Raw genomic sequence first — 21,114 nt, 5'->3', positions numbered from 1 at the left:
CTGCGCCGCCGAGACAATCCTTTCCGGAAGACACCGTCAAATCGAAAAATTCCCTGCGTCCGAGCAACACCCCTGACACCACGACCCCACAGCAGCACCCCTCTTCCTGATGGCTACCGGGATCTCCGCTGAGAGCCCCTGACTGCTACGTCATGCCCGGGTAGCATCGAGCCGCCGCCAGGTTCAACGCGGCGGTGATGTTGTCCAGCTGCGGCAGGATGCGGGTGAGGTCCCCGTCCGTATCCGCTTCCCCGAGGACCACCCGGTATGCCGTCCGCATTTTCGTCAGTGTCTGCTGGCCGGCGACGGTCAACGCAAGTTCCCTCACCTGAGGACGCACCGGGTTAGGGACTTTTTCGGTCAGGCCTGCATCTTCGAGCCGGTCGATCAGCACCGTGACCGCTCCGTGCGTCACGGTGAGGTCCGCCGCAAGCGCACTCGGGCTGATGCCAGGGGTGATCGCGATGACCAGCAGCGCCGTCAACTCCGTCGGCGACAAGGCCAGGCTCACAGCGACATAGTTCCGGAACCGACGGTGAGCCTCATCCAACCGGTGCAACGTCGTCGACAAGGGAGCCACGGCCGTAAACGGATCAATTGGCGCATCAGTCATGGCTGATCTCCTAAAGGAAGGTACGAAACAGCGGAGCACCAGTGTGCCGCATCCGAGTCAATTCACCGGCCCGAAGGCGTGCTCAGTGAAAATATCCTCGAGAGGGTTGACCAACGTGCGCGGGGGTCCGCGACTTCGCTTTCGGCGACATCGTCGTAGCTGGGCTCACGCCACCACCGTCCGCAACGTGCAGAGCCGCCACGGGGTGTACCCAAGTAAGGGCTACTCGTGTCCCCTGCCCGGGTGCGGAATCGATGACGGTGGTCCCGCCGATAGCGTCCATCCGCTCAATAATCGACACTCTCACACCCAAGCGCGGCGACGGTGCCGCCGTGTCAAACCCTTGCCCGTCGTCCCGGATGGTCACGGTGACACAAGTGCCTGTCCAGTCGACTGTCACAGACCGCACTGTCACGGCAGGCCCCGCATGTTGGACACTGTTGACGAGGGCTTGCAAGGCGGCAGCGAACAACGTCTCCGCGACCGCGTGCGGGATGTCGTGCGCGTCGGGCCCAGTAATGCGAAGAGTGACAGGAACACCAAGCTCGGCCCTTATCTGCTGGAACCTGGTTGTGACCTCTCCCGCGGTGACAGGAGCGTGCTGCTGGTCGAAGCTTTCTTCGGTATCCGCGATCACGTTCAACGATGTGATCGCCATCCGCGCCGCCAACCGCTGCTGAGCGGGCGTGTCCGCGCGGGAGACCTGCAGGAGTGTGGTGAGGACACTGTCGTGGAGGAGTGCGTCGACGGTCATTCGCTGCTTTTCGAACTCGTGCTCTTTCGTCGCCGTCGCATACCTGGTCGTAGCAACGATGTGACGCTGGTCCACCTCGAGCGCGGTCCGGCGCAGCATCAGGGCCACCAAAAGCACCGCCATGCCGAGGATGAACACATACCCAGCATCCTGAAGGGCCCGTTCGATGCCGACAGCTCCGCCAGAGGGGGTCAGCCGGATCAGGCACCATGCCACCGATACCGCGAACACGTATGCGCCGGCAAGAAGTTCCGAGAACCCGACAACAGCGGCAGCCATCGCCACATTGCACAGCCCCCACAGCCACGGTGGTTGCGGTTGGACGTGTGTGATGTCGGACACAGCGAACGGCCACGACACCACCATGAGGAAGTACGCCACCGCCACAACGCCGGAAGCTGGTCGCACCCACCTCACCAGAACACCTGCCATCGCACTAGCGGTAAGCCCGGAGAACAGCAACAACCCAAACACCCACGCCCACCGTTGATCCATGACCCGCTGCCCCGAAAACGCAGGCCCCACCGCCGTCGCCCCGAACACCAAAGCAATCCCCGCATAGACGCGGGCAATGGCCTGTTCCACCAAGGTGGACGTGATCGCCTTCGACATCCCCACCCCAGGAGTGTCCCGGGACACACGCCTCAGATATCGAATCATCTTCACGGGGCCTTTCTTTTTAACCGGCGCGCTGCCCCAACGTCTACAACAACACGGCGGACCTCGCATGCTTACGCGAGTCGCCCTGACGACAAACGGGAGGGGGCCGGTGTCACCCGAAGACACCGGCCCCGCACTAACCAAATCAGCGGCAACCCGAATGCCCTGAATGGTCGCAACACTATGTGAGCCGGGACAGCGGGGAAAGTCGGCACATTAGCTGACACCCGAAAAAGGGTCACATTTCTGCGGGCCGTAAACCCCCCAAAGGAGGGGTTCACGCACGCCGCCATGAACTCCTACGCTCGGGACACTGCTCGCATATCCGCGTGGCTTCGCAGTGGCTTGATGGCCCGAACCAATCGATAGCCCCACCACGATCCGGCAGTGTCGCGCCTCGACGTCGAGGAAGCCCGCGGAGTCCTGCGGCGCCGCTCCCCGACCGTGCGCCGCAGGACACTCACCCGCTTGCCGTAGCAGTCATTGACACCGTGACGAGCACCCGCTCATCGAGCTTGTTTGTTAGGCGGTGATGGCGAAAAGACCCGCGATTCCGGCGAGGTAGAGAACGATGACGAGGAGGGAGTCCACGCCCATCCCGGCGATGCGTTTCTGCGGTCGGAACAGCAGTCCGACGACGTAGACCAGGGTGAGGAGGGCGGCGATGGCGGTGAGGTAGATGTCGCTGGCGTTGGCTTGCGGGAGGATCGCTTTGCCGGAAATGACGGTCGCGACTAGAAACAGCACGGGCAGGAACGCGTTGCCGCCGAAAATGTCGCTCATGGCGAGGTTGTCGTCGCCTTGCTTCACCGCCTGAAGGCCTGTCGATATCTCCGGGAGAGATGTGGCCAGGGCAAGGACGGTGGCCCCGAACAGCACACCGGAGAGGCCGATTTTGGTGGATGCGGCGTCACCGGCTTGCTCGAGGACGACGCCTCCAACGAGGGTCGCTGCGGCTGATGCGGCGAAGATGACGGCCGCTTTGGTCGTGCCTGTCGTCTTATCGGGCTTTTTCCTGCGGTGCCCGTGCTGGTGGGGCCTGCTATCGGGTGCGTGCCCATTTTCGTGCCACGGCAGACCTTTCCCGGCGCGCTGCACCAGCAGCAACCCGACCACCCAGAGGGCGGCGATCAGGGCAACGTCAGGGGTGAGACGTGCGACCACGAGACCCGAGGGAAGTTGGCTGCCAGCAATCACGACAGCGAGGACCGCCACGACAATGGCGGCTTCCAGCAGCAACGTCAATGAAGCCGCCCGGTAGGTCAACGGTTTCACCCCGGACCCGCGTTTCCCGAACACGTCAAGGATCACCAAGACGACGGTTTGCAGGGCAATGCCGCCGAGGATGTTTCCGGCAGCGACTTCGATGTTCCCCGACACGGCGGCACTGACCGTGATCGCGATCTCCGGCAGGTTAGTTGCCACCGCCAGAACGATCAACCCGCCAAGGGCGCTTCCCAGGTGCAGTTTCGCATCAAGGACATCCGTCGTCTTCGACAACTGAATACCGGCGACCCAGATGACAGCTGCGCCCGCGACGAAGATCAGTCCCAGAAGCCAAAGGGGCAATGAGTCCATGAAGTGAGTGAACCAGTCCTCAGCTAATTCCGGTGAATGCGGGCACGGTCACGGCAAGACGACGTCGAGCAGCGAGTGGACGTGCTGGTCGGGTGCGGTGAACACGCCCGGCCACAGCGCCCGTGTTCGGTCAAGGAACACGGTTCGAAGGCCCGCCTGGTGGGCGCCGTGAAGATCCCACGGGTGCACGGCGATCAGGACTGCGTCCCTGGGCTGGACGCCGCTGGTGTGGAGGGCGTATTCGTAGGCGCGCCGGTCTGGTTTCCACGCTCCGGCGTCGTCCACGCTGAGCAGCAGCGCGAACTCCTCCCGCAGCCCTGCCCGTTCCAGAAGCTGTTCCGTGTTCTCCACGGACCCGTTGGATAACGCCACCAACCGATGCCCCGCACGGGCCAGTGCCCGCACCCCCTCTGGGACGTCCGGGTGCACCGGAAGCTCAGCGAACGCGGCCATCACCGTGTCCGCGGCTTCCTCCGTGCTCACGGTGAGGTGGTCTTCTTGAGAGAGCAGACCGAGCAGCGCGCTGCGAGCAACATCCTGGAACGGTTGAGGCCCGGTGGTGAAGTTCAACGTGAACGCGTCTCGGAGGGTGCCCGCGAACCAGGTCTCGATCAAGTCGGGATGAGCTCCCACCCGGTCAAACGCCGCCGATAAGGCCGACAGGTCCGACAGGGTCTCGTTGACGTCAAAGATGACCGTCGCCACAACCACACCCGCCTCTCCCTAGAGGGGCCGTGCCGGGCATTTCGTGCCTTCGCTCCGCCTCGGTCATTTTTGGTTCCGGCGGAACCGGGGCTGTGCGGCCGGAGCCGCAACAGCCGGCGCCTGGACGGAGGGTTGGATGCTGTTGGAGTGTTTCACCCCGGACATCCACACTGCTTCAGGGTGCGTGTCCGTTCCGTTGTTGACGTCCTGAGCGGTGCGGAGTTTCGCAACCTTGTGGATCAGGACCGCGAACCCGACCTTGGCGACGATATCCGCGAAACTTAACACCACCTGCATCGCCGTGGTCCGGCCGCCGCCACTGGCGAAGCCCTGCAGCCCGAACGCGATCGGGTACGCGAACCAAATGACCATCAAAAGGATCATCGCGTTCCGGTAGCTGCCGCGCGCCTCCGCTTCCAAACCGGGAAGGGTTTTCAGGACGGTGAAGAGGATCAGGACGTACAGGCCGACCATGAACAGGCCGCTGATGACACCCCACAGCCACAACGCCCCGAGGTTTTCGCCGTTGTCGATGACGACGCCGCCCAGGTACCCGGTGAAGATCATTGCGAACGCGCCCCCCACACCAAGGAACCGGACCCGGCGGGCAAGAGCGCCGGTGAGGGCACTGACCGCGATCAGCTCAATCATGAGCAGCGGCACGGTCACGGACCAGTCCATATACCGGGGCGACCACGACAATAGCGCGTCAGAGTTCGGCACCCAGTTGGACCCTTTCGGGTCGTAGCCGATGTCGAACTTGATGACGAGGACCACGTAGGACACGAATGCGATCCCGGTGATGCCAATGCTGGCAAGGACCGCCGGACGGTACTTCGTCCCCACCTCGGACAACGACAGTGCCGTTTTTAGCAGGTAGCCCAACAGGGCAAGCCCGGCGATGACGAGGCTGTAGAAGATCAGGGAATGCTCCCCTGAGGTGAGGGTGTCTTTCCACGGGGCGATCACAGCAACCACGACAAGCCTTCCGGTAGGGGTCGAGCCAGCAGTGGCATCGAGCCGTTTCAGTAGTAGCCCTCAGGCACCAGAAACGACCACCGACATTCGAGGGGTTGCGGACCTCAGCCGGCCATACCAAGGCGAAAGCTCGGGGTCGGTTTACGCGGCACCTGGCATTGCTGTGTCGGGATACGCGGATCACTCCATTGAAAGCCGCCAACAGGTGCGAGGTCGCCTACTGTCGAAGCTTGGCCTCGTAACCGATTGTGATCCCCGTGAATAACCCGTCCACCGTTCCCCTTCTGATGGAGGGTCGGCGACAGCAGATCCTCGACGGTGCCGACGCCTACTTCACCCTCCATGGGTTCCGTCCTACAACGATGTCCCAGGCGACTGCCGACTGCGGGGCCAGCGAGGAAGAAATCTTTTCCGTGTTTGCCTCTCTGGATCTGCTCACCGAAGCCGTCGTCGATAGGCGCCACCTTGTCTGGATGGGGCGGGTGCAGGACTGCTGCGACAAATTCGACGCATCACACGACAAAGTCCTATCCATCTTCGGGTTCCTGGAAAGATGGTTTGCCGAAGAGGCCTACAAAACTACGGTGTTCTCCACCGTCTACACCTCTCTCGGGATCGACAACCCCTGGGTGTTGCAGATGGCCGCCCGACACGTGAAAGCGTTCACCACCATGGTGGAAGATCTGGCCGTGTCAGGGGGACTCCCCCGGTCACTGGGGACCAGCATCGCGATCCTCGCCGAAGGCGCCCAAGTCACCGCCGCCCTGACCACCGACCCCTCCCCTGCCCGGGAAGCACGGACCGCAGCCGCAATGCTGATCGCCGTCTATCAAACCGACCTCGACGTCATCCACTTCTAGCCGGTACATGCCTCGCAAATGAGAGCCCGAAATGCACTCCCCCGGTACGTAATCCCGCCGCCTCCGGTTGCTGTGCCACAATTTCGTCGTGCCCGCTTCCGACCTCACAAACCCCCGGGTCCGGGTGGAGGCCGAAGGCACCAGCATCGATCAAGCTGTGCATCTTTTCCGGGCCACCTACAACGGGGGCGCCCCCTGGGAGGTGTCCACCACCGACCAAGACTTCTCCTTTCGGCACACCGCCCTGGGCGACGGCGACATGACCCTGCGGAACACCCGGTTCCTTGGCCAGATCGCCGGGGAAATGAACCCGGAAGACGACTACGTCTTGTCGTGGATCACCGGAGGCCACGGAGGTTTCGACACCGCCCGAAGCAGCACCACGCTGGTTCTCGGACAGCCGTTCATGTTCCCCACCGACCGGCCGGTGTCGTTCGACATGGCTGACGTGGAACAGAAACTCGTCCACTTCCACAAACCGTTCCTCGAACGCATCGCCGCCGAGCACCACGGCGCCGCCCCTGGCACCTTGCACCTCGACACCACCCGGACACCCGCCGACGCGGCGATCAGGTCGTGGCGGAACACCCTCGCACTCGTGTCCCGAATGGTGGCCGACCCAGACGCAAGCCCCATCCTCCAAGCCGAAATGGGCCGCATCGCAGCTCTCGCTACCCTCGGCATGTTCCCCCCACAAACCCTCGACCTCCCGGCAGGTCTCCTGCAACCCGGGAACGCCCGCATCAGGGCAGCCGTGGAGTACATCCACGCGAACTGCCACCTCCCGATCAGCACCACCATGATCGCGGCAGCCGCCGACCTCAGCCTGCGTGCTCTTCAGGAGGGCTTCCAACGGCTTCTTGACGTCACCCCGAACGGGTATCTACGTGACGTGCGTCTTGACCGGGTACGACAAGAACTGCAATCAGGCTCGAGCAACAACGTGGCCGACACCGCCCGAGCATGGGGATTCGGACACCCAGGACGGTTCACCGCCGCCTACGCAAAACGATTCGCGGAACACCCCCACAACACCCGCCCCTAACATCACGTCGTTAGGCGGCGTTCACCAGCCTCCGTAGGGCGGCCAGGCTGTCGCGAAGCCGAGTCTTCATCGTGTTGGCTGGAATGCCTGCGCGTAGGGCAGCTTCCGTGTTCGTCAGGCCTTGGAAATAGGTCAGCTCCAGCGCGGCGCGTTGGATGTCCGTGAGTCGGGCCATGGCGCGGCTGACGCGTTCATGTTCCAGGCGCACTTCCACAGATTCAGCAACGTCATCCCGGGGCGCCTCAAGATCACGAATACCGACCATGTAGTCTCGATCCCGGCTGGATTGCGAAGACCGCACCCGGTCAATCGCCCTGCGGTGCGCGATCGTCAACGCCCACGACGCCGCCTTCCCGCGCGACGGATCAAACTTGGTGGCGTTCTGCCAAATTTCCACAAACACGTCCTGAGTCACTTCCTCGGACTGCGCCGAATCAATGAGAACCCGCTGCACGAGACCGAGGACACGGCCGCCGATCCGGTCATAGAAGACCGCGAACGCGTCCTGGTTTCCTTCGGCGGTGAGGACGAGGAGGTCTTCGTTGGTGCGGTCGATATCGGCATCGGGGGCAGGGGCAAGAGACACAGGGAGATTTCCTTTTTGGCTCGTTGTCGCAGCCGGGACGCGCCACGGGGCTTGATCCCAACGCGGCATCTGAACTCTATGAGCACGCATCAAACCAGGAACCCCCACTCCGGGGGTAGACAGCCCCGCAAGCCCGGTATTTCCTGACCTCGCTACAGAATCCAATCAAAAAACGCGGCCCACATAGCCCTACCCGCGCTTTGCGTCTACCTCAGTTGCTTAGCCAAACCGGGCCCCAATACATTCTGGTCAACGGTTCTTTTCCGCACAGCTTCACCCCCGTAGGGAGCACCCCCAGACCCTGGGGAACACCCGGGCAGCGAAGCAGGAACCCGAACAACACCAAGCCCTCACCGGCTTGAGAAAAGTGGCCCCGATGACTCTCACCGCACCCAGCCCGTTCACCTTCACCACCCTCTCCGCCGCCCCTACGTGGACCCAGGTCGCCCCCACCCTCTGGTCCGCGGTGCAGGGCACTGAGTTCCATGGAACTGTTGAATACGCTGACTACCGGTTCACCGCCTGTGACCAGGTCGGCTCCGTTATCGGCACCTTTGACACCCTCGACGACGCCCAAACGCAAGTGCTGCACCCCACAGGCCGCGCCTACCTGAACCAGCGTGTCGGCACCCTCTTTCCGCGCCTTCACATCACCCCTGCAGGGCGGTTCACCGCCCTCGCCGCCGGTATTGCCGCAACGACCGCGGCGGCGATGTCCCTGATGACCGGAGCGCTGCATTCATGAGCCTCTACATCTCCCACCCCGATATTCCCCCGATGCGTGTTGGCGTCTACCCGAGAAGAAGAAGGAAGCAGCCCGAACTGCCCCTTTTTTGGAAGTCAACCGAAACAGCTCCCGCCACCAATCGGATCACCCCTAACCCGGACGCCTGCTACGCGGACTTCTTCACCTCCGAGCCCATGCAGAAAACCGCGTAAGCGCCTCAGTACTGCCCGGATCAACGTGGTCCGACTCGGCTCTGCCCGTCACAGAGGCACTCGACATGTCGGCCCTGTTCACAGCCGAACCCACCCAGAAAGGCGAGATGGCGTGAAGACCAGCTTTGCGGTGATGGTGCACCCTGACCTCGACTCCCACGTCAACCACCGGTTCGGCATCGATCCCCTCATCATCAACCGCGACCTCGCAACCGGCTGGACCGAACCTTTCCTCGCATGAACGACGACTCCCTGACCGAGTACCGGAGTTACTACAACCTCGACGTCGACACCACGGAAGACGACGACTAACACCACACCTGCTGCCGATACGGTGACACTGCACCACTCCCGGCCGGCCAACCCACGGCCGGCCGAAAGGCACCATCATGACCGGCCCTACCCTCAACAACAACCCGGATCAGACACAGCCCACCGAACTGCGAACCATCGCAGCCCCCGTTTCCTTTGGCATAGAAGAGCTGCTGCACAGAATCCGGGTACTTCGAGACGCCGACACAAGACTCACCCGGCGCCTCGAAGACCTCCTGAAGCTTGGCCCAACCGACCTCGCCGCCCTGCAACACATCAACACCCGCAACGACGAGAACGCTCCCATCCGTGCCGCCGACGTGTCCGCCCTGCTTGGCATCACCTCCGCCGCCACCACCTTCCTTGTCAGCCGGCTCCTGAAGGCCGGACACCTCTCTCGGGAACCAGATCCGACCGACAAGCGTGCACACACCCTGCACCTCAGCGCCGAGACCAAAGCCATCCTCGACACCGCGACCGAACCCACCAGGGACGAACTCGGCGCCATTCTCGGTGCACTCAGCCGCCGCGAAACCATACGCGCTAACACCCTCCTCACCGACATCACCGCCGCCGTTAACCATGGCGCGCCCGCATAGATAGATCTGCGTGCCCATGCGGTGGGGACGGCGGCGCGTGGCCGCGGCGGGTGGGCGTACTGTGCGCCAGGTCAGATTCCATCCGCGGGCGGATATATATCCGCCAACGGATAGGCCCTCATGCACGGCTAAATCCTTTTCCAAAAACCCGGCATGCCCTTAGAAGAACACACCACAGAAAATCCCACCCGCAGAGGTCTCATCCGTGCACTAGAAGGCGCCGTCCCCGCCGACGCTCACGTAGTAGGCCTCGCGTTAGGCCCAGACGACAAACGAGCCCTCCGCCTCATCGCCTAACCCACCTGACCATCGGACAAAGTCGGCGCAACTCTGCCAGCATGTGTTCACTCCGACCGGACTGGTGACAACGGCCTCGCTATCGCGGCCAGTACTCCGCTGCGATCGGGCAGGTGAACGGCCTGCGGGCGGCGAGGCCGACCCGAGCCCCGACCGACCTCACGACGGGAAGGCCCGGAACCGGAACGGCCAAAAGGACTGCTCTTCTTCTGGACGTTCCGGCCCACTCGACACCATCCGTGCACGTAATGGGTTCAACCGGCGCTGCTGCCGGTGAACCGTGACTGATTTCGAGTACTGCCTATGGCTGACCCGACCACTTTCAATTCCGGCGCCGCTGTCGCCAGTGACGAGCATTCCCAGACCGTCGGCAACGACGGCGTCATCCCCCTTCACGACCGGTACCTGGTGGAGAAGAATGCCCAGTTCAACCGGGAACGCTCCCCGAACGAGTCGTCCACGCCAAAGGCGGCGGGGCATTCGGGACCTTCGAAACCACCGAAGACGTCTCCCAATACACCCGGGCCAGCCTCTTCCAGCCCGGGGCGAAGGTCGACATGCTCGCCCGGTTCTCCACCGTCGCCGGCGAACAAGGCAGCGCCGACACGAACCGTGACCCGCGCGGGTTCGCGCTGATGTTCTACACCGACGAGGGCAACTACGACCTCGTCGCCAACAACACCCCCGTGTTCTTCATCCGCGACGGAATCAAGTTCCCCGACTTCATCCGCTCCCAAAAACGCCTCCCCGGGGAACACCTCCGAAACCACGACATGCAATGGGACTTCTGGACCCTCTCCCCCGAATCCGCGCACCAAGTCACCATCCTGATGAGCGACCGGGGAATCCCGGCGTCGTGGCGGATGATGGACGGCTTCGGATCCCACACCTTCCAGTGGATCAACAAAGACGGGGTCCGCTCCTGGGTCAAGTACCACTTCAAAACCGACCAGGGCGTGTCGAACATCGCCCAAGCCGACGGGGAAACCCTCGCAGGCATTGACCCGGACTTCCACCTCCGGGACCTGTCCGAATCAATCAAGGCCGGCAACTTCCGACTTGGACGCTGTTCGTGCAGGTGATGCCGTATGAGGACGCCGCCGCGTACCGGTTCAACCCGTTCGACGTCACCAAGGTGTGGCCGCACGAGGACTACCCGCTGATCAAGGTCGGCACGATGACGCTTGACCGGAACCCGGAGAACTACGTCGCGCAAATCGAACAAGCAGCTTTCGACGTTTCGAACTTCGTCCCCGGCATCGACGCCTCCCCCGACAAGATGCTTCTTGCGCGGATCTTTGCCTATGCAGACGCGCAGCGGTACCGGATCGGGACGAACTACGCCGAGATCCCCGTGAACCAGCCCAATGTGCCGGTGAACAGCTACTCCAAAGACGGCCCCATGCGGCACGGTTTCAACTCGCCCACCGTCCCCGTCTACGCCCCGAACTCCCTGGGCGGACCCGCGGCCGACCCTGTCCTTGCCGCAGAAGGGCCCGGATGGGAAAGCGACGGGGTCCTCATCCGTGCCGCATCCGCCCTGCACTCAGAAGACGACGACTTCGGGCAGGCCGGCACCCTCATTCGGGACGTCATGACCGCACCAGAACGTGAACGCCTTGTCGCGAACATCATCGGGCACGCCGGGAAGATCACCCTCCCCGGACTGATGGAACGCATCGTGGAGTACTGGACGAGAATCGACCCTGACACCGGCGGCAAGGTCAACGCAGGTCTGGAACCCTCAGCTCCCGGATCCGGGATGGACATCGACACCGTCAGCATCAAGGACTGACACCACCCGCGCACAGGACGCGTAGCTGTCTGCCTACTAGGTCGGTCCTCATCAGGAAATGGGTGCGGGGGTTTGGGCGGTGGCCAGATGGGAGCGAACTTTCACGGCTTTTGCCTCCGGATTCTCTGGCTGCGGGAGAGCGCAGAGGGTGAAGGAATGGATTGCGCCGGGTTGGAAGACCAGGCACTCCGTGGAACCGCCGAATTGGAAGTATCCCAGCTCATCACCCTTGTTCAGGTGATGGCCTGGCGTGACTTCGGGGTCGATGATGCAGGAAGACACCTCGATCATTCCGACGGCGATGACGGCGACGAGTCCGATGTTGGGGTTGTCGGCCCGGATGATCAGGATTGCGCGGGCGGAGACATGGGGAAGGTACCCTTCGGAGTTCTTGGGCTCGGTCGCGTCAGTGCCTTCGGAGTCTGCCTCGGAGAAGTAGGTGCCTGGCTGCACGAAGGCGCGCAGCACGGTGCCGGAGACGGGGCTGTGCCAGCGGTGGTAGTTCAGCGCGCTCAAGAACGCTTGATAGACGGTTCCGCCGACGAACTTATCCACCGACGGGTCGTTCGCGAGCATGTCCTCGAGGGAGTACGGCTGGCTTTTCACCCAGAACCGGTCTCGGCGTTGCACCCCGGTGCTGATTTTGTACGGTGTCGACTCACACGAGCTGAGGATCACCGAATCATCTTCCGGCGATGCGACCGGACGGGAAGTGGCCGTGAGGCGGCGGGTGAAAAAGTCATTCCAAGACGTGAAACCCCAGTACTGCTTTGCCGGGTCGTGCCGGTAATCATCGATCCCGACGATCTGCTTTGCGGCTTCGGACTTCCACCCCTGAGGGGAATCGTTGAGCACGTAGCGGGAGTCGGGGCTGCTGAGGAACTCCCCCCACGTCTGGAGGATCTTTTGGAACATGCCGTTGATGCGCGGGTCACGGTATGCGGCGAACCCGGCCGGGGTTCCCATCGTCCAGTCCAAGATGGCTGTCAGCGGAGTCGTCACCATGCCGCCGTCGCTGAACTCCGGTGCCGTTGTCAACACTTCATCGATCATCAGCAGCAGCTGGTCAACGTTTTTCAGGTGTCGCTTCCGGTAGGCACTATTTCGGGGAACCTGATCGATCATCTCGGTTAGGTAAAGCCGCACCACCGGCTCCGTATCGATTAGCTCGCGAAACTCAGTCACCACCAGCTGCATCGCCTTGTCAGCGGGTCGCGCGTCCACTCGCGTTTGATGGCCCTCCAACCAGGTCTCTAGGTCATCCTGGTTGGCGGGCAGCCACCCGTTGCGGCGTTTGTGATCCGACGGTGCATCCTGTGTGCTCATGACCGAAAGCTACTCAGGTGCGCTTGGAAGAGCGACGTTTCGGCCTTCCTAAAACTGGGTTGTGCCGCGAAGTCGACGCGGCCGCCCATCCGGGTCAACGGCGAGCCGATTGATGGGGCGTGCCCACAACCGCTGGAACCGCGTGACGGGTTCGGTGGTGTGGTGTCGGATCTGGCCGGGCGGGCGTGGCTGATTCCGCCCGGTGTCATGCCAGTGATCGAGCACATCGGCTGTGTCTTTCCATAATGTCAAGCCGTTCGCAGGATCCAGCAGGCGCGGGTCGGCGGTGTCGAGGCCGAGGTGTTCCGCCCACAGCTGCATCCGGAGGTCACGGGTCAGCTTCCGGGGGCTGTCGTCTTGAAGACTTTTCTCATCCGCGTCGGGTTCGGCGGGGGTGATGTCGAGGACGGCGCACGTCAATTCGCTGTCGGTGGTCCAGGAACGCCGGTTGAAGTTGTCCGACCCGCACGTCATCCAGACGTCGTCGACAATGCAGACCTTGGCGTGAATGTAGATGGGGGTCCCGGCAGCGTTCTCTAGGTCGAAGACGCCCACCCGACCAGGCGCGGCCTGCTTGAGGAGCCGGATGGCATCGATCTGCCCGATCCGAGACGGTGGGCCCGACAAGGCAGTGTCCGAGTTGGGGTAGCGGGGAACAACGACGATGACCTGCAGATGCGTATTGTTCCGCAGGGCGTCGGCGATGCCGGCGGCAACCTCAAAGGACCACAAGTACTGATCCTCGATGTAGATGAGCCGCTGCGCTCTCGCGAAGGCTTTCGCGTACCCGCGGGCGATACTCCTCTCGCCTCCAGGAGCAAAGGGGAACGGTGGTCTTTTGTGCCCGTAGGTGCGCAGCAGCTGCACTGCGTGGCGGCCCGCGACCGGTGGCGGGGGCGCGGCCTCGGGAAGAGGTTCCGGGTGCCGGGGCATCCGAGCCAGGCGCTGCATCAGCATCCGGTACGGGGTCCGTCTATCCAGCGGGTGCGGGTCATCCCAACGCTCTGCAAAAATCGCCAGAAGATCCGCGATGACCGGGCCGCGCAGCTCCAGGGCGGCATCGTGCCACGGCGGGGTCTTCCCGTACCGGGAGTCCATCGTGAGCGCTTGCGGGTCGCCTCGGTGGTCGGCGTCGTCTCTCCGGGTGTGCGACAAATCGATGCCGCCGACGAACGCGACATCTTTGGCCGGGTCGTCTCGCCGACGGATGACAAAAAACTTCTGGTGGTGCGACCCGAACAGGCGGACCCGTTGATCCAGCAAAACTTCCCCACCCGCCTCGTTGATTTCTTCGCCAAGGAGCTGGTTCGATCGGCCGCTGATGGGCCCCGAGATCCGTTCCCCGTGTGAGCGCCAGACCAGCCCGCGCACCTCAACACCCCGGCGCGCCAGGCCCGCCAACACCTCACCCACCGTTGGCCCCTCCGGGAGGAGGCGTTCGTCGGCGTCGCCCCGCCAATCCGTGAACCAGACCCGGTCCCCCGCCACCAACGCCGTCAGTTCCTCATGAAGCCTGGCGAAATACACAGCACCATGCACCAGCGGACGAACATGGTTCCCCTCCGACCAGGGACCAGCGCCACCGTTATGGACGTCAGACACCGACGGGCCCCATTCGTCGCGGTCAAGGAACCAACTACCGGCATCAGCGCTCACCCGCCGAACACTACGACATCCCGCCCCGTGTACCGCAGCGCTACCCCAGGCAAGGACCCCCGACGGGTAGTTGAGTCCCGCATAGTGGTGTAACTGATCGGTGGTCGTGAGCGTCGTTGCTGACGTGGACGCGGCCACCGTGTGATCCTTCGAGGAATCTCCTACAACCCTCTCGAAAGGCATCAACACGATGACCGCTCCCCATATTGTCGACCCCGCTGGCCTGCTCGGCGAAGCCCTGACCGACGCGTCCCCGGATCTGATGCGGCACCTGCTGCAGACGATGATCAATGCCCTCCTCTCCGCCGACGCGGACGCTGTCGTCGGCGCCGAATGGGGCGAACGAAGCCCCGACCGCACGACTCACTGCAACGGTTATCGACACCGGGACCTCGACACCAGAGCCGGAACGATCGATGTCGCCGTCCCGAAACTGCGCTCCGGAACCTACTTCCCGGAGTGGCTGCTCGAGCGCCGGAAGCGGTCCGAAGCGGCACTGATTACGGTGATCGCGGACTGCTACCTCGCCGGGGTTTCGACCCGTCGGATAAACAAGTTGGTGAAACAGCTCGGTATCCATTCGCCGTCGAAATCGCAGGTTTCTCGGATGGCTGCCGACCTTGATACGCACGTGAACGAGTTCCGGCACCGCTCCCTGGCGGACGCGGGCCCGTTCACCTTTGTCGCCGCCGACGCGTTGACGATGAAGGTCCGAGAGGGCGGCCGAGTCATCAACACTGTCGTGCTCGTCGCGACCGGAGTCAATGGCGACGGCCGACGAGAAGTCCTCGGCCTGCAAGTCGCCACGAGCGAGACTGGGCCCGCGTGGAACGCGTTCTTCGCCGACCTCGTCGCCCGCGGCCTCACCGGAGTGCAGCTCGTCACCTCCGACGCGCACGCTGGCCTGAAAGACGCGATCACAGCGAACCTGCCAGGCGCTGCCTGGCAGCGCTGCCGCACCCACTACGCCGCGAACCTGATGAGCGTCACGCCGAAGAGCATGTGGCCGGCGGTGAAAGCGATGCTCCACAGTGTTTACGACCAGCCCGAAGCCGCTGCGGTGAATGCCCAGTTCGACCGCACTTTGGACTACGTCACCGAGAAGCTCCCCAAGGTCGCCGAGCACCTCGACACCGCCCGCGCCGACATCCTCGCCTTCACGACGTTCCCGAAGGACCTCTGGCAGCAGATCTGGTCCAACAATCCCAACGAGAGACTCAACCGGGAGATCCGCCGCCGCACCGACTCCGTCGGGATCTTCCCCAACCGCGACGCGATCATCCGCCTCGTCGGAGGGGTCCTCGCCGAGCAGACCGACGAATGGGCTGAGGGGCGCCGCTACCTCGGCCTCGACATCCTCGCCCGCTCCCGAATGCGGCCCGTCACCGACACCGGAAGCGAGGTGGGCACCGACACGATCATGGCCCTCAGCGCCTAAACCGGAGGATCACCCGTTACACCACACGATGGGACTTTACCCACGGCCAACTATCGCGTGGCAAACGGAGACGGCTGACCCGAGACAAGGTCCCGATCGAAGAGTGATGCTTTCCCCTCGACGTACCTCCCCGGGTTGTGATCGCTGTAAGTCCGAATTTGCAACTCAGTCCGGACTTGGCGGCCCGCAATCACTGTGTGGGCGGGGCCCTTGACTCCGTCCTCTTCTTCACGCAGAAACATCCCGTGGTTTCCAGCTACTCCCTGACGAAATCGACTGGATCTGCACCCGCAGCACCGACACAAATGCTGCCTATTCGCGCAGGATCGTGAAGAGGGTTTCCGTGGTAGCTGGCAGCATGGCGTCGCGTGCCCAGAGGGCAGTCAACGGCCGGGAGAGGACAAGGTCGTTGATTCGGACTGCTACCAGGGTGCCGCGCTCGATGTCGTCGTGGACCGCCGCGATGCTCAACACGGCAGGCCCCACCCCCGAGGCCACAGCAGCACGAATCGCGCCAGCCGTCGACAGCACTGCGGCCGGTTCCGCGAGAACCAACTGCGGGTAGTGAACCTGGAGGGCGAGTTCGAGGGTGCGTCTGGTCCCTGAACCGGCTTCTCGGGTAATCAATGGTGTCACCGCCAACTCGCCTACCGACACGGGGCGGCCCTTTGCCCAGGGGTGCTCGGGCGCCACGACGACGGTCAGCTCGTCGTGCCGGATGAGGGCGGAGTCGAGGTCGTCGGGAATGTCGGGGGTTTCGATGAGACCGACGACGGCACGGCCGTGGCGGACTTCGTCGATGACGAATGTGCTGTTTCCCGACGTCAACCGGAACGACTGCTCCCCGCCGGTCCTTCGACGAAACTCCCCCATCCATTGCGGGATGAACGATTCGGCGATCGTCTGACTGGCGGCGACTGTGAGGTGCGTGGCGGGGCCCGTGCGAAGAGTACGGAGGGCTTTGGTCAGCTGGTCGGCCTGCTCGAGGAATCCGGCGGACCATTCGACGACAAGATGACCTGCGGCGGTCAGTGTTGAGCCCTGCCGGGTGCGGTCCACCAGGCTGAATCCGAGGAGGGTTTCGGTAGCGGCGACCCGAGCAGACGCCGCCTGCTGCGACAGTCCGGCCGCGATCGCGGCCTGCCGGAAACTCCCGGTGGTGCCGATGGCCCGGACGATCCGCAACGTCGTCACATCAGGGAGCACCTCGCTCATGAACCGCTCCTCCATCCATTTGTGGATGCTTCGGAGCGTAACGGCTGAACGGCAGCAGGTAGGTCCAGGCGTTTAGTTGAGGCCGAAGGCGAACTGGAGCCCGAGGCTGGTCGCGGACACGATGACCCACAACACCCCGCCAAGGATCAGAGGGCGTGGGCCTGCTTTCCGGAAACCTGCCACATCCGTCGACAACCCGATCGCTGCTAACGCGACTGTGATCAGGAACACCGACACTGCGCTGAGGGTCGGGTGTGTGACCGTGGGGATGAGGCCGACAGAGTTGGCGGCAGCAACGACGATGAAGCCGATCAAAAACCACGGCACCAACTTGAACACGTTCACCCGGCGCCTCGGCACCACGACCGAGGACTGCGGACCAGGCATTCCGTCAGGCGCTGCACCTGCCGACGCGTCGCGAGCGATAAGTGTCCGGCCCGCCCACCAGGACAGGACAAGGCTGATCGGAATGATCATCAACGTCCGCACCAGCTTCACCACCACCGCGAACTGTGTCGCCGCCGGCCCGTACGTTGTCGCCGTCGCCACCACCGACGACATGTCATTGACCGCCGTCCCCGCGAACAGGCCAAACGCATGCTGACTGAGACCCAACACATGCCCCAGGACCGGAAAGAGAAGCACTGCAGCGACGTTGAACAGGAAAATGGTCGAGATCGCGTACGCCACATCGATACTCACCGCCCCAATCACCGGAGTCACCGCAGCGATCGCCGACGCCCCACAGATCCCGGTCCCCACACCAATCAGCGTTCGGAGATCCCCCACGATCCCCAGCGCCCGACCAACCAGATAGGCCGCCACCAGGCAGACGAGGAGGGTGCCGATCATGACAGGGAGGGACTCCAACCCCACCTGCGCAATCTCCGCCAAAGACAGCTGCGACCCCAACACCACCACCGACAACTGCAACACGAACTTGCTCGCCGTCTTCACCCCCGGAATGAATCGGGCACTCGGACGACGGAACGTCGAAATCAGCACCCCGATGATGATCGCCGTCACCGGCGCACCAATCAACGGAATGAACCGCGCTGCGACCGTCGCGACGATGGCGATACCGACGGAGAGAACAAGACCAGGGATCTTTGCCGCCAAAGCGGTGGAAGGTGTAGCTGCGAGTGACTCGCTAGAAGTGGACACTCCCCCATGCTGGGCCACACCCGACACCTCAGGAAGACGCAACCTGCTGTCACGTCACAACCAAACGTTGTCACCCCGCTGGGCTAAGGGGTTCGTGGACCACGATCTTCGTCGAATGCCGTTGCGGGAAATCCGCGAACGCGAGGATGTCAGAGCGGGCGTCGTCGAGCATCGCAGCGACCTTCGGGTGGGAGCGATGCAGCATCCGGCGACCTCGTCGAACTGGTTGATTACGTGTTCTCGGTCGGACTGAGCGAATATCGTGCGAATGACCGAGGCGACTACCGCCCCGTTGTTCTTCGGGATCACACCCAGGATGTTGCGCTGGAAATGGACCCAGTGAAACTGTTAGCTCGAGCCGTGGAACACGGTGCTTATGGCTTTCTTCAACCCGGTGTGAGCGTCGGTGATGACGAGATTCTTCATTGGCGATTCTGCCAAGGCCCGCCGAGTCGTCGGTTGAACACCAACCGTCGGATTCCAGCTGCTGGTCACCGACATGGTCGACGCCGACCTGGAACGAGAAGCCGGACTCCCCGTCGAGGACTTCCCGGTAACCGTCTGAAAACCGCGCAGGTTTACAGCGCCGCGGCGAGGCGGAGCGCTGACACGGCGCGGCGGTGCTTTTCCTCGAACCTCGTGGCGTTTGCTGGCGACGGGTGCGGGGCGGCCAGAACCGGTACGACACGGACGTCAGCGGAGAGAGTGAAATGCCGCATCACCCCGGTCAGAGCCGGGGTGCCGAACGTCACGATCGCCCGCACATCCACGAGCACGCCGAGCAATTGCTCCAGAGCCGCTCGTGCGTCCTCGAGATCAGTCACGGTCGGGGACCGCGGTACAGCCCACGGGATCACGTTCCAGCGCAGATACTGGTGGCGAGCAAGACCCGATTCGATCCGTGCAGTCCGAAAGGCCCGTGCTGTGGGTCCAGGGTTGTCCTCGCTGCTGATCGCGGCGGCGCCCTGTGCGATGGTCGCCGGTCCGGGCGATTCCATCAGCACCAACACAGTGGATGCTTCGCCCCCGGAGTTCGGGTCGAATCCGGGGACAAAACGATCCGGGGCATTTGCTGGCTGACGCCAGGACGTTGCCAACTGGTTCAGCTTCACCAAGTGCGAAGGTGTCTGCATTTTCATGACGTCATCTTCAGTGTGTGGTTTTTACCTCAGAAGCGCGCCGCGTCTAGGCGAGCACGAACCCTCAGCAAGGATGCCTTCGCGTCTCGGCAAGGCCGCTTCCAGGGTCTGGGTTAGCGGGCGGTGATGATGATTCTTTTCCAGGAGTTGTTCACGTACCCCTTAGGGTTCCAGACGTCTTCCGGGTCCGAGGGCTGGAGCGCCCCGGTGGAGTCCCAGGCGCGGACCACTGCCTCGTGTGTGCCGGCAGTCAGGTACACGTCGGCGTGCCAGAACTGCCAAGTCCACTCGTTGGTCGGCTCTTCCATCTGCGTCGACGTCCAGGTGGCCCCCGAGTCGATCGACACGTCGACCCGGCTGACCGCGCGGTCATCTCCCGCATACGCATACCCGTCCAGCCGGAACGCGCCGACGGGCACGTCAATAGTGTCGGGGAGGAAGAACGCGGAGTTGAGGGCGACGGAAGCGAGGGAGAGCCCATCGCCTGGGCCAGCCTTTTTCGGGTCGAATTCCGGTGGGAGGAGCCGGTAGGCGGTCGCTTGGAAGTAGTTCGTCGAAGGCTCCGCCTCCAGGTGAATGCGGGTCACCCACTTGACGCTCCGGGCCCCGATGAACCCGGGCACCACAACCCGGACGGGTGCGCCGTGGATCGGAAGGAGCGGTTCGTTGTTCATCTCCCACGCCAAAAGCACCTCCCCCGAAAGGGCTTTGCGCAGCGGGATCGAACTGCCGTAGGACTGCGGTTCATCCGGGATTTGCGACACATCCGGCGCTTCGAAGACGACGTGGCGTGCCTCGGGGAGAACCACCACGAAGGCGAGGACGTCGGCCAGGCGGACCCCTGTCCAGACGGCGGAGGACGTCGCTCCGGCACCCCACGGAGCTTCGCCTGGGATTTCGGCGACGGAGAACAGTCCCGACCGCAGATTCCCGGCGCACTGCAAGGTCGCGTCAATCGTCACGTGCTCGAAGCGGGACTGGAGGTCCGAAAGGCGGAGCACGATAGGTTGCCCGACCAGGCCGTCGATGGGAAGTTCCCACCCGACGGGATCAATGGTCGGGATCGGGCCATGGTTCCGGGAGTAGAACCGTGTCGTATCCGTGACCCGATCCACCCCGAGCTGGCGCGGATCAGGTTCGGCGTTGAAAGGGTCGTGCTCGTGCACGATCTGATCCAACCGCTTCGACCACTCCACGATGGTGTCCCCTTCGCTGCTCGACCTTATCTTCGGGCAACTATGTCGTCGAACCCGAATGAGTCAGACGGTACTCCGACGCGGTCCCACGCCGTCGGCAAGCGACCGCCACGAGGAAACCCAGTCGATGTTGAACGCCGTGCGTTTTCCGGGTGCATACTGAGGGAGTCGTCAGACCCGGCAGTGGGGCTTGCCGGACCCAACCTCGACAGTCGTCGACAACAGTCCCTATCTCATATGGTCGCGCTCACGCGCGCCT

General features: G+C 63.3%; 20 protein-coding genes and 2 pseudogenes. 9 read left to right on the top strand and 13 right to left on the bottom strand.

The annotated features are described in order from the left end of the window. Window positions 1-145: 145 nt before the first annotated feature. From EDF46_RS16965 to EDF46_RS16945, 5 genes are all read right to left on the bottom strand, one after another. Entirely contained in the window at window positions 146-613 is a 468-nt protein-coding gene (locus tag EDF46_RS16965; protein ID WP_123507696.1) for a MarR family winged helix-turn-helix transcriptional regulator, read from the bottom strand. 82 nt (window positions 614-695) lie between these two features. After that, window positions 696-1,979: a sensor histidine kinase gene (locus EDF46_RS16960; protein WP_148061265.1), complete on the bottom strand. Its 1,284-nt coding sequence runs from the start codon at window positions 1,977-1,979 to the stop codon at window positions 696-698. A 570-nt stretch (window positions 1,980-2,549) separates the two neighbouring features. After that, window positions 2,550-3,605 carry a sodium:calcium antiporter gene (locus tag EDF46_RS16955; RefSeq protein ID WP_123507692.1) on the bottom strand — a complete coding sequence of 352 codons (1,056 nt, stop codon included), beginning with the start codon at window positions 3,603-3,605 and terminating at the stop codon, window positions 2,550-2,552. A 48-nt stretch (window positions 3,606-3,653) separates the two neighbouring features. Then, window positions 3,654-4,310: a haloacid dehalogenase type II gene (locus EDF46_RS16950; RefSeq protein ID WP_233580093.1), complete on the bottom strand. Its 657-nt coding sequence runs from the start codon at window positions 4,308-4,310 to the stop codon at window positions 3,654-3,656. Between the two features lie 63 nt (window positions 4,311-4,373). Next, complete coding sequence (locus EDF46_RS16945) at window positions 4,374-5,288, bottom strand: bacteriorhodopsin (protein ID WP_158614297.1); 915 nt, start codon at window positions 5,286-5,288, stop codon at window positions 4,374-4,376. Between the two features lie 257 nt (window positions 5,289-5,545). Between EDF46_RS16945 and EDF46_RS16940 the strand changes: the two genes are divergently transcribed. Together EDF46_RS16940 and EDF46_RS16935 are read left to right on the top strand one after the other, a co-directional pair. Beyond that, on the top strand, window positions 5,546-6,148 hold the full coding sequence (locus EDF46_RS16940) for a TetR/AcrR family transcriptional regulator (RefSeq protein ID WP_148061264.1): 603 nt from the start codon (window positions 5,546-5,548) through the stop codon (window positions 6,146-6,148). An 88-nt stretch (window positions 6,149-6,236) separates the two neighbouring features. Then, window positions 6,237-7,193: a helix-turn-helix transcriptional regulator gene (locus tag EDF46_RS16935; protein ID WP_158614296.1), complete on the top strand. Its 957-nt coding sequence runs from the start codon at window positions 6,237-6,239 to the stop codon at window positions 7,191-7,193. A 10-nt stretch (window positions 7,194-7,203) separates the two neighbouring features. Here the strand turns inward: EDF46_RS16935 and sigK are convergent, their stop codons facing one another. Then, window positions 7,204-7,779, bottom strand: a complete 576-nt coding sequence (gene sigK / locus EDF46_RS16930) for an ECF RNA polymerase sigma factor SigK (protein WP_233580092.1) — start codon at window positions 7,777-7,779, stop codon at window positions 7,204-7,206. A gap of 376 nt (window positions 7,780-8,155) precedes the next feature. Here sigK and EDF46_RS16925 point away from each other — a divergent pair, with 376 nt between their 5' ends. The 6 genes and pseudogenes from EDF46_RS16925 (at window position 8,156) to EDF46_RS18975 (ending at window position 11,721) form a co-directional block, all read left to right on the top strand. After that, window positions 8,156-8,524, top strand: a complete 369-nt coding sequence (locus EDF46_RS16925) for a hypothetical protein (RefSeq protein WP_123507680.1) — start codon at window positions 8,156-8,158, stop codon at window positions 8,522-8,524. Further along, window positions 8,521-8,718, top strand: coding sequence for a hypothetical protein (locus tag EDF46_RS18430; protein ID WP_158614295.1), 198 nt, complete (start codon window positions 8,521-8,523; stop codon window positions 8,716-8,718). Before EDF46_RS16925 ends, EDF46_RS18430 begins: the two co-directional genes overlap by 4 nt. 112 nt (window positions 8,719-8,830) lie before the next feature. Next, window positions 8,831-8,959 (top strand): hypothetical protein, encoded by a 129-nt coding sequence (locus tag EDF46_RS18860; protein WP_255410984.1) that lies wholly within the window; start codon window positions 8,831-8,833, stop codon window positions 8,957-8,959. Window positions 8,960-9,107: 148 nt separating this feature from the next. Further along, window positions 9,108-9,629: a MarR family winged helix-turn-helix transcriptional regulator gene (locus EDF46_RS16920; protein ID WP_123507678.1), complete on the top strand. Its 522-nt coding sequence runs from the start codon at window positions 9,108-9,110 to the stop codon at window positions 9,627-9,629. A gap of 600 nt (window positions 9,630-10,229) precedes the next feature. Beyond that, window positions 10,230-11,325 (top strand): annotated as a pseudogene (locus EDF46_RS16915) (catalase); the annotation flags it as partial. A gap of 3 nt (window positions 11,326-11,328) precedes the next feature. Further along, window positions 11,329-11,721: a catalase-related domain-containing protein gene (locus EDF46_RS18975; RefSeq protein ID WP_370454137.1), complete on the top strand. Its 393-nt coding sequence runs from the start codon at window positions 11,329-11,331 to the stop codon at window positions 11,719-11,721. Window positions 11,722-11,772: 51 nt separating this feature from the next. On the opposite strand, the gene EDF46_RS16910 is transcribed toward EDF46_RS18975, so the two are convergent. Together EDF46_RS16910 and EDF46_RS16905 are read right to left on the bottom strand one after the other, a co-directional pair. Beyond that, window positions 11,773-13,047, bottom strand: a complete 1,275-nt coding sequence (locus tag EDF46_RS16910; protein ID WP_123507676.1) for a phosphatidylserine decarboxylase family protein — start codon at window positions 13,045-13,047, stop codon at window positions 11,773-11,775. Window positions 13,048-13,095: 48 nt separating this feature from the next. Next, a complete protein-coding gene (locus EDF46_RS16905; RefSeq protein ID WP_233580091.1) occupies window positions 13,096-14,703 on the bottom strand; it encodes a phospholipase D-like domain-containing protein in 1,608 nt (535 codons plus the stop codon). A gap of 190 nt (window positions 14,704-14,893) precedes the next feature. Here EDF46_RS16905 and EDF46_RS16900 point away from each other — a divergent pair, with 190 nt between their 5' ends. Then, window positions 14,894-16,141 carry an IS256 family transposase gene (locus EDF46_RS16900; protein WP_123507674.1) on the top strand — a complete coding sequence of 416 codons (1,248 nt, stop codon included), beginning with the start codon at window positions 14,894-14,896 and terminating at the stop codon, window positions 16,139-16,141. 312 nt (window positions 16,142-16,453) lie between these two features. Here the strand turns inward: EDF46_RS16900 and EDF46_RS16895 are convergent, their stop codons facing one another. The 5 genes and pseudogenes from EDF46_RS16895 to EDF46_RS16875 form a co-directional block, all read right to left on the bottom strand. Further along, window positions 16,454-17,356, bottom strand: coding sequence for a LysR family transcriptional regulator (locus EDF46_RS16895; protein ID WP_158614294.1), 903 nt, complete (start codon window positions 17,354-17,356; stop codon window positions 16,454-16,456). Window positions 17,357-17,428: 72 nt separating this feature from the next. Further along, complete coding sequence (locus tag EDF46_RS16890; protein ID WP_233580090.1) at window positions 17,429-18,475, bottom strand: YeiH family protein; 1,047 nt, start codon at window positions 18,473-18,475, stop codon at window positions 17,429-17,431. 99 nt (window positions 18,476-18,574) lie between these two features. Further along, a pseudogene (locus EDF46_RS18970) lies at window positions 18,575-18,847 on the bottom strand (transposase); the annotation flags it as partial. Window positions 18,848-19,098: 251 nt separating this feature from the next. Next, window positions 19,099-19,659, bottom strand: a complete 561-nt coding sequence (locus tag EDF46_RS16880; RefSeq protein WP_123507666.1) for a uracil-DNA glycosylase family protein — start codon at window positions 19,657-19,659, stop codon at window positions 19,099-19,101. 113 nt (window positions 19,660-19,772) lie between these two features. Next, window positions 19,773-20,825 carry a sulfite oxidase gene (locus tag EDF46_RS16875; protein WP_233580089.1) on the bottom strand — a complete coding sequence of 351 codons (1,053 nt, stop codon included), beginning with the start codon at window positions 20,823-20,825 and terminating at the stop codon, window positions 19,773-19,775. Between the last annotated feature and the right edge of the window lie 289 nt (window positions 20,826-21,114).

This window comes from Frondihabitans sp. PhB188, assembly GCF_003752365.1.
In the GTDB taxonomy this organism is placed as follows: Bacteria; Actinomycetota; Actinomycetes; order Actinomycetales; family Microbacteriaceae; genus Frondihabitans.
This window is presented reverse-complemented; position numbering and strand designations above follow the sequence as displayed.

Coding starts and splice junctions, on each gene's coding strand:
- EDF46_RS16965 (WP_123507696.1), bottom strand. CDS start 613: ATGACTGATGCGCCAATTGATCCGTTTACGGCCGTGGCTCCCTTGTCG.
- EDF46_RS16960 (WP_148061265.1), bottom strand. CDS start 1,979: ATGTCGAAGGCGATCACGTCCACCTTGGTGGAACAGGCCATTGCCCGC.
- EDF46_RS16955 (WP_123507692.1), bottom strand. CDS start 3,605: ATGGACTCATTGCCCCTTTGGCTTCTGGGACTGATCTTCGTCGCGGGC.
- EDF46_RS16925 (WP_123507680.1), top strand. CDS start 8,156: ATGACTCTCACCGCACCCAGCCCGTTCACCTTCACCACCCTCTCCGCC.
- EDF46_RS18430 (WP_158614295.1), top strand. CDS start 8,521: ATGAGCCTCTACATCTCCCACCCCGATATTCCCCCGATGCGTGTTGGC.
- EDF46_RS16920 (WP_123507678.1), top strand. CDS start 9,108: ATGACCGGCCCTACCCTCAACAACAACCCGGATCAGACACAGCCCACC.
- EDF46_RS18975 (WP_370454137.1), top strand. CDS start 11,329: ATGCGGCACGGTTTCAACTCGCCCACCGTCCCCGTCTACGCCCCGAAC.
- EDF46_RS16910 (WP_123507676.1), bottom strand. CDS start 13,047: ATGAGCACACAGGATGCACCGTCGGATCACAAACGCCGCAACGGGTGG.
- EDF46_RS16900 (WP_123507674.1), top strand. CDS start 14,894: ATGACCGCTCCCCATATTGTCGACCCCGCTGGCCTGCTCGGCGAAGCC.
- EDF46_RS16895 (WP_158614294.1), bottom strand. CDS start 17,356: ATGAGCGAGGTGCTCCCTGATGTGACGACGTTGCGGATCGTCCGGGCC.
- EDF46_RS16880 (WP_123507666.1), bottom strand. CDS start 19,659: ATGAAAATGCAGACACCTTCGCACTTGGTGAAGCTGAACCAGTTGGCA.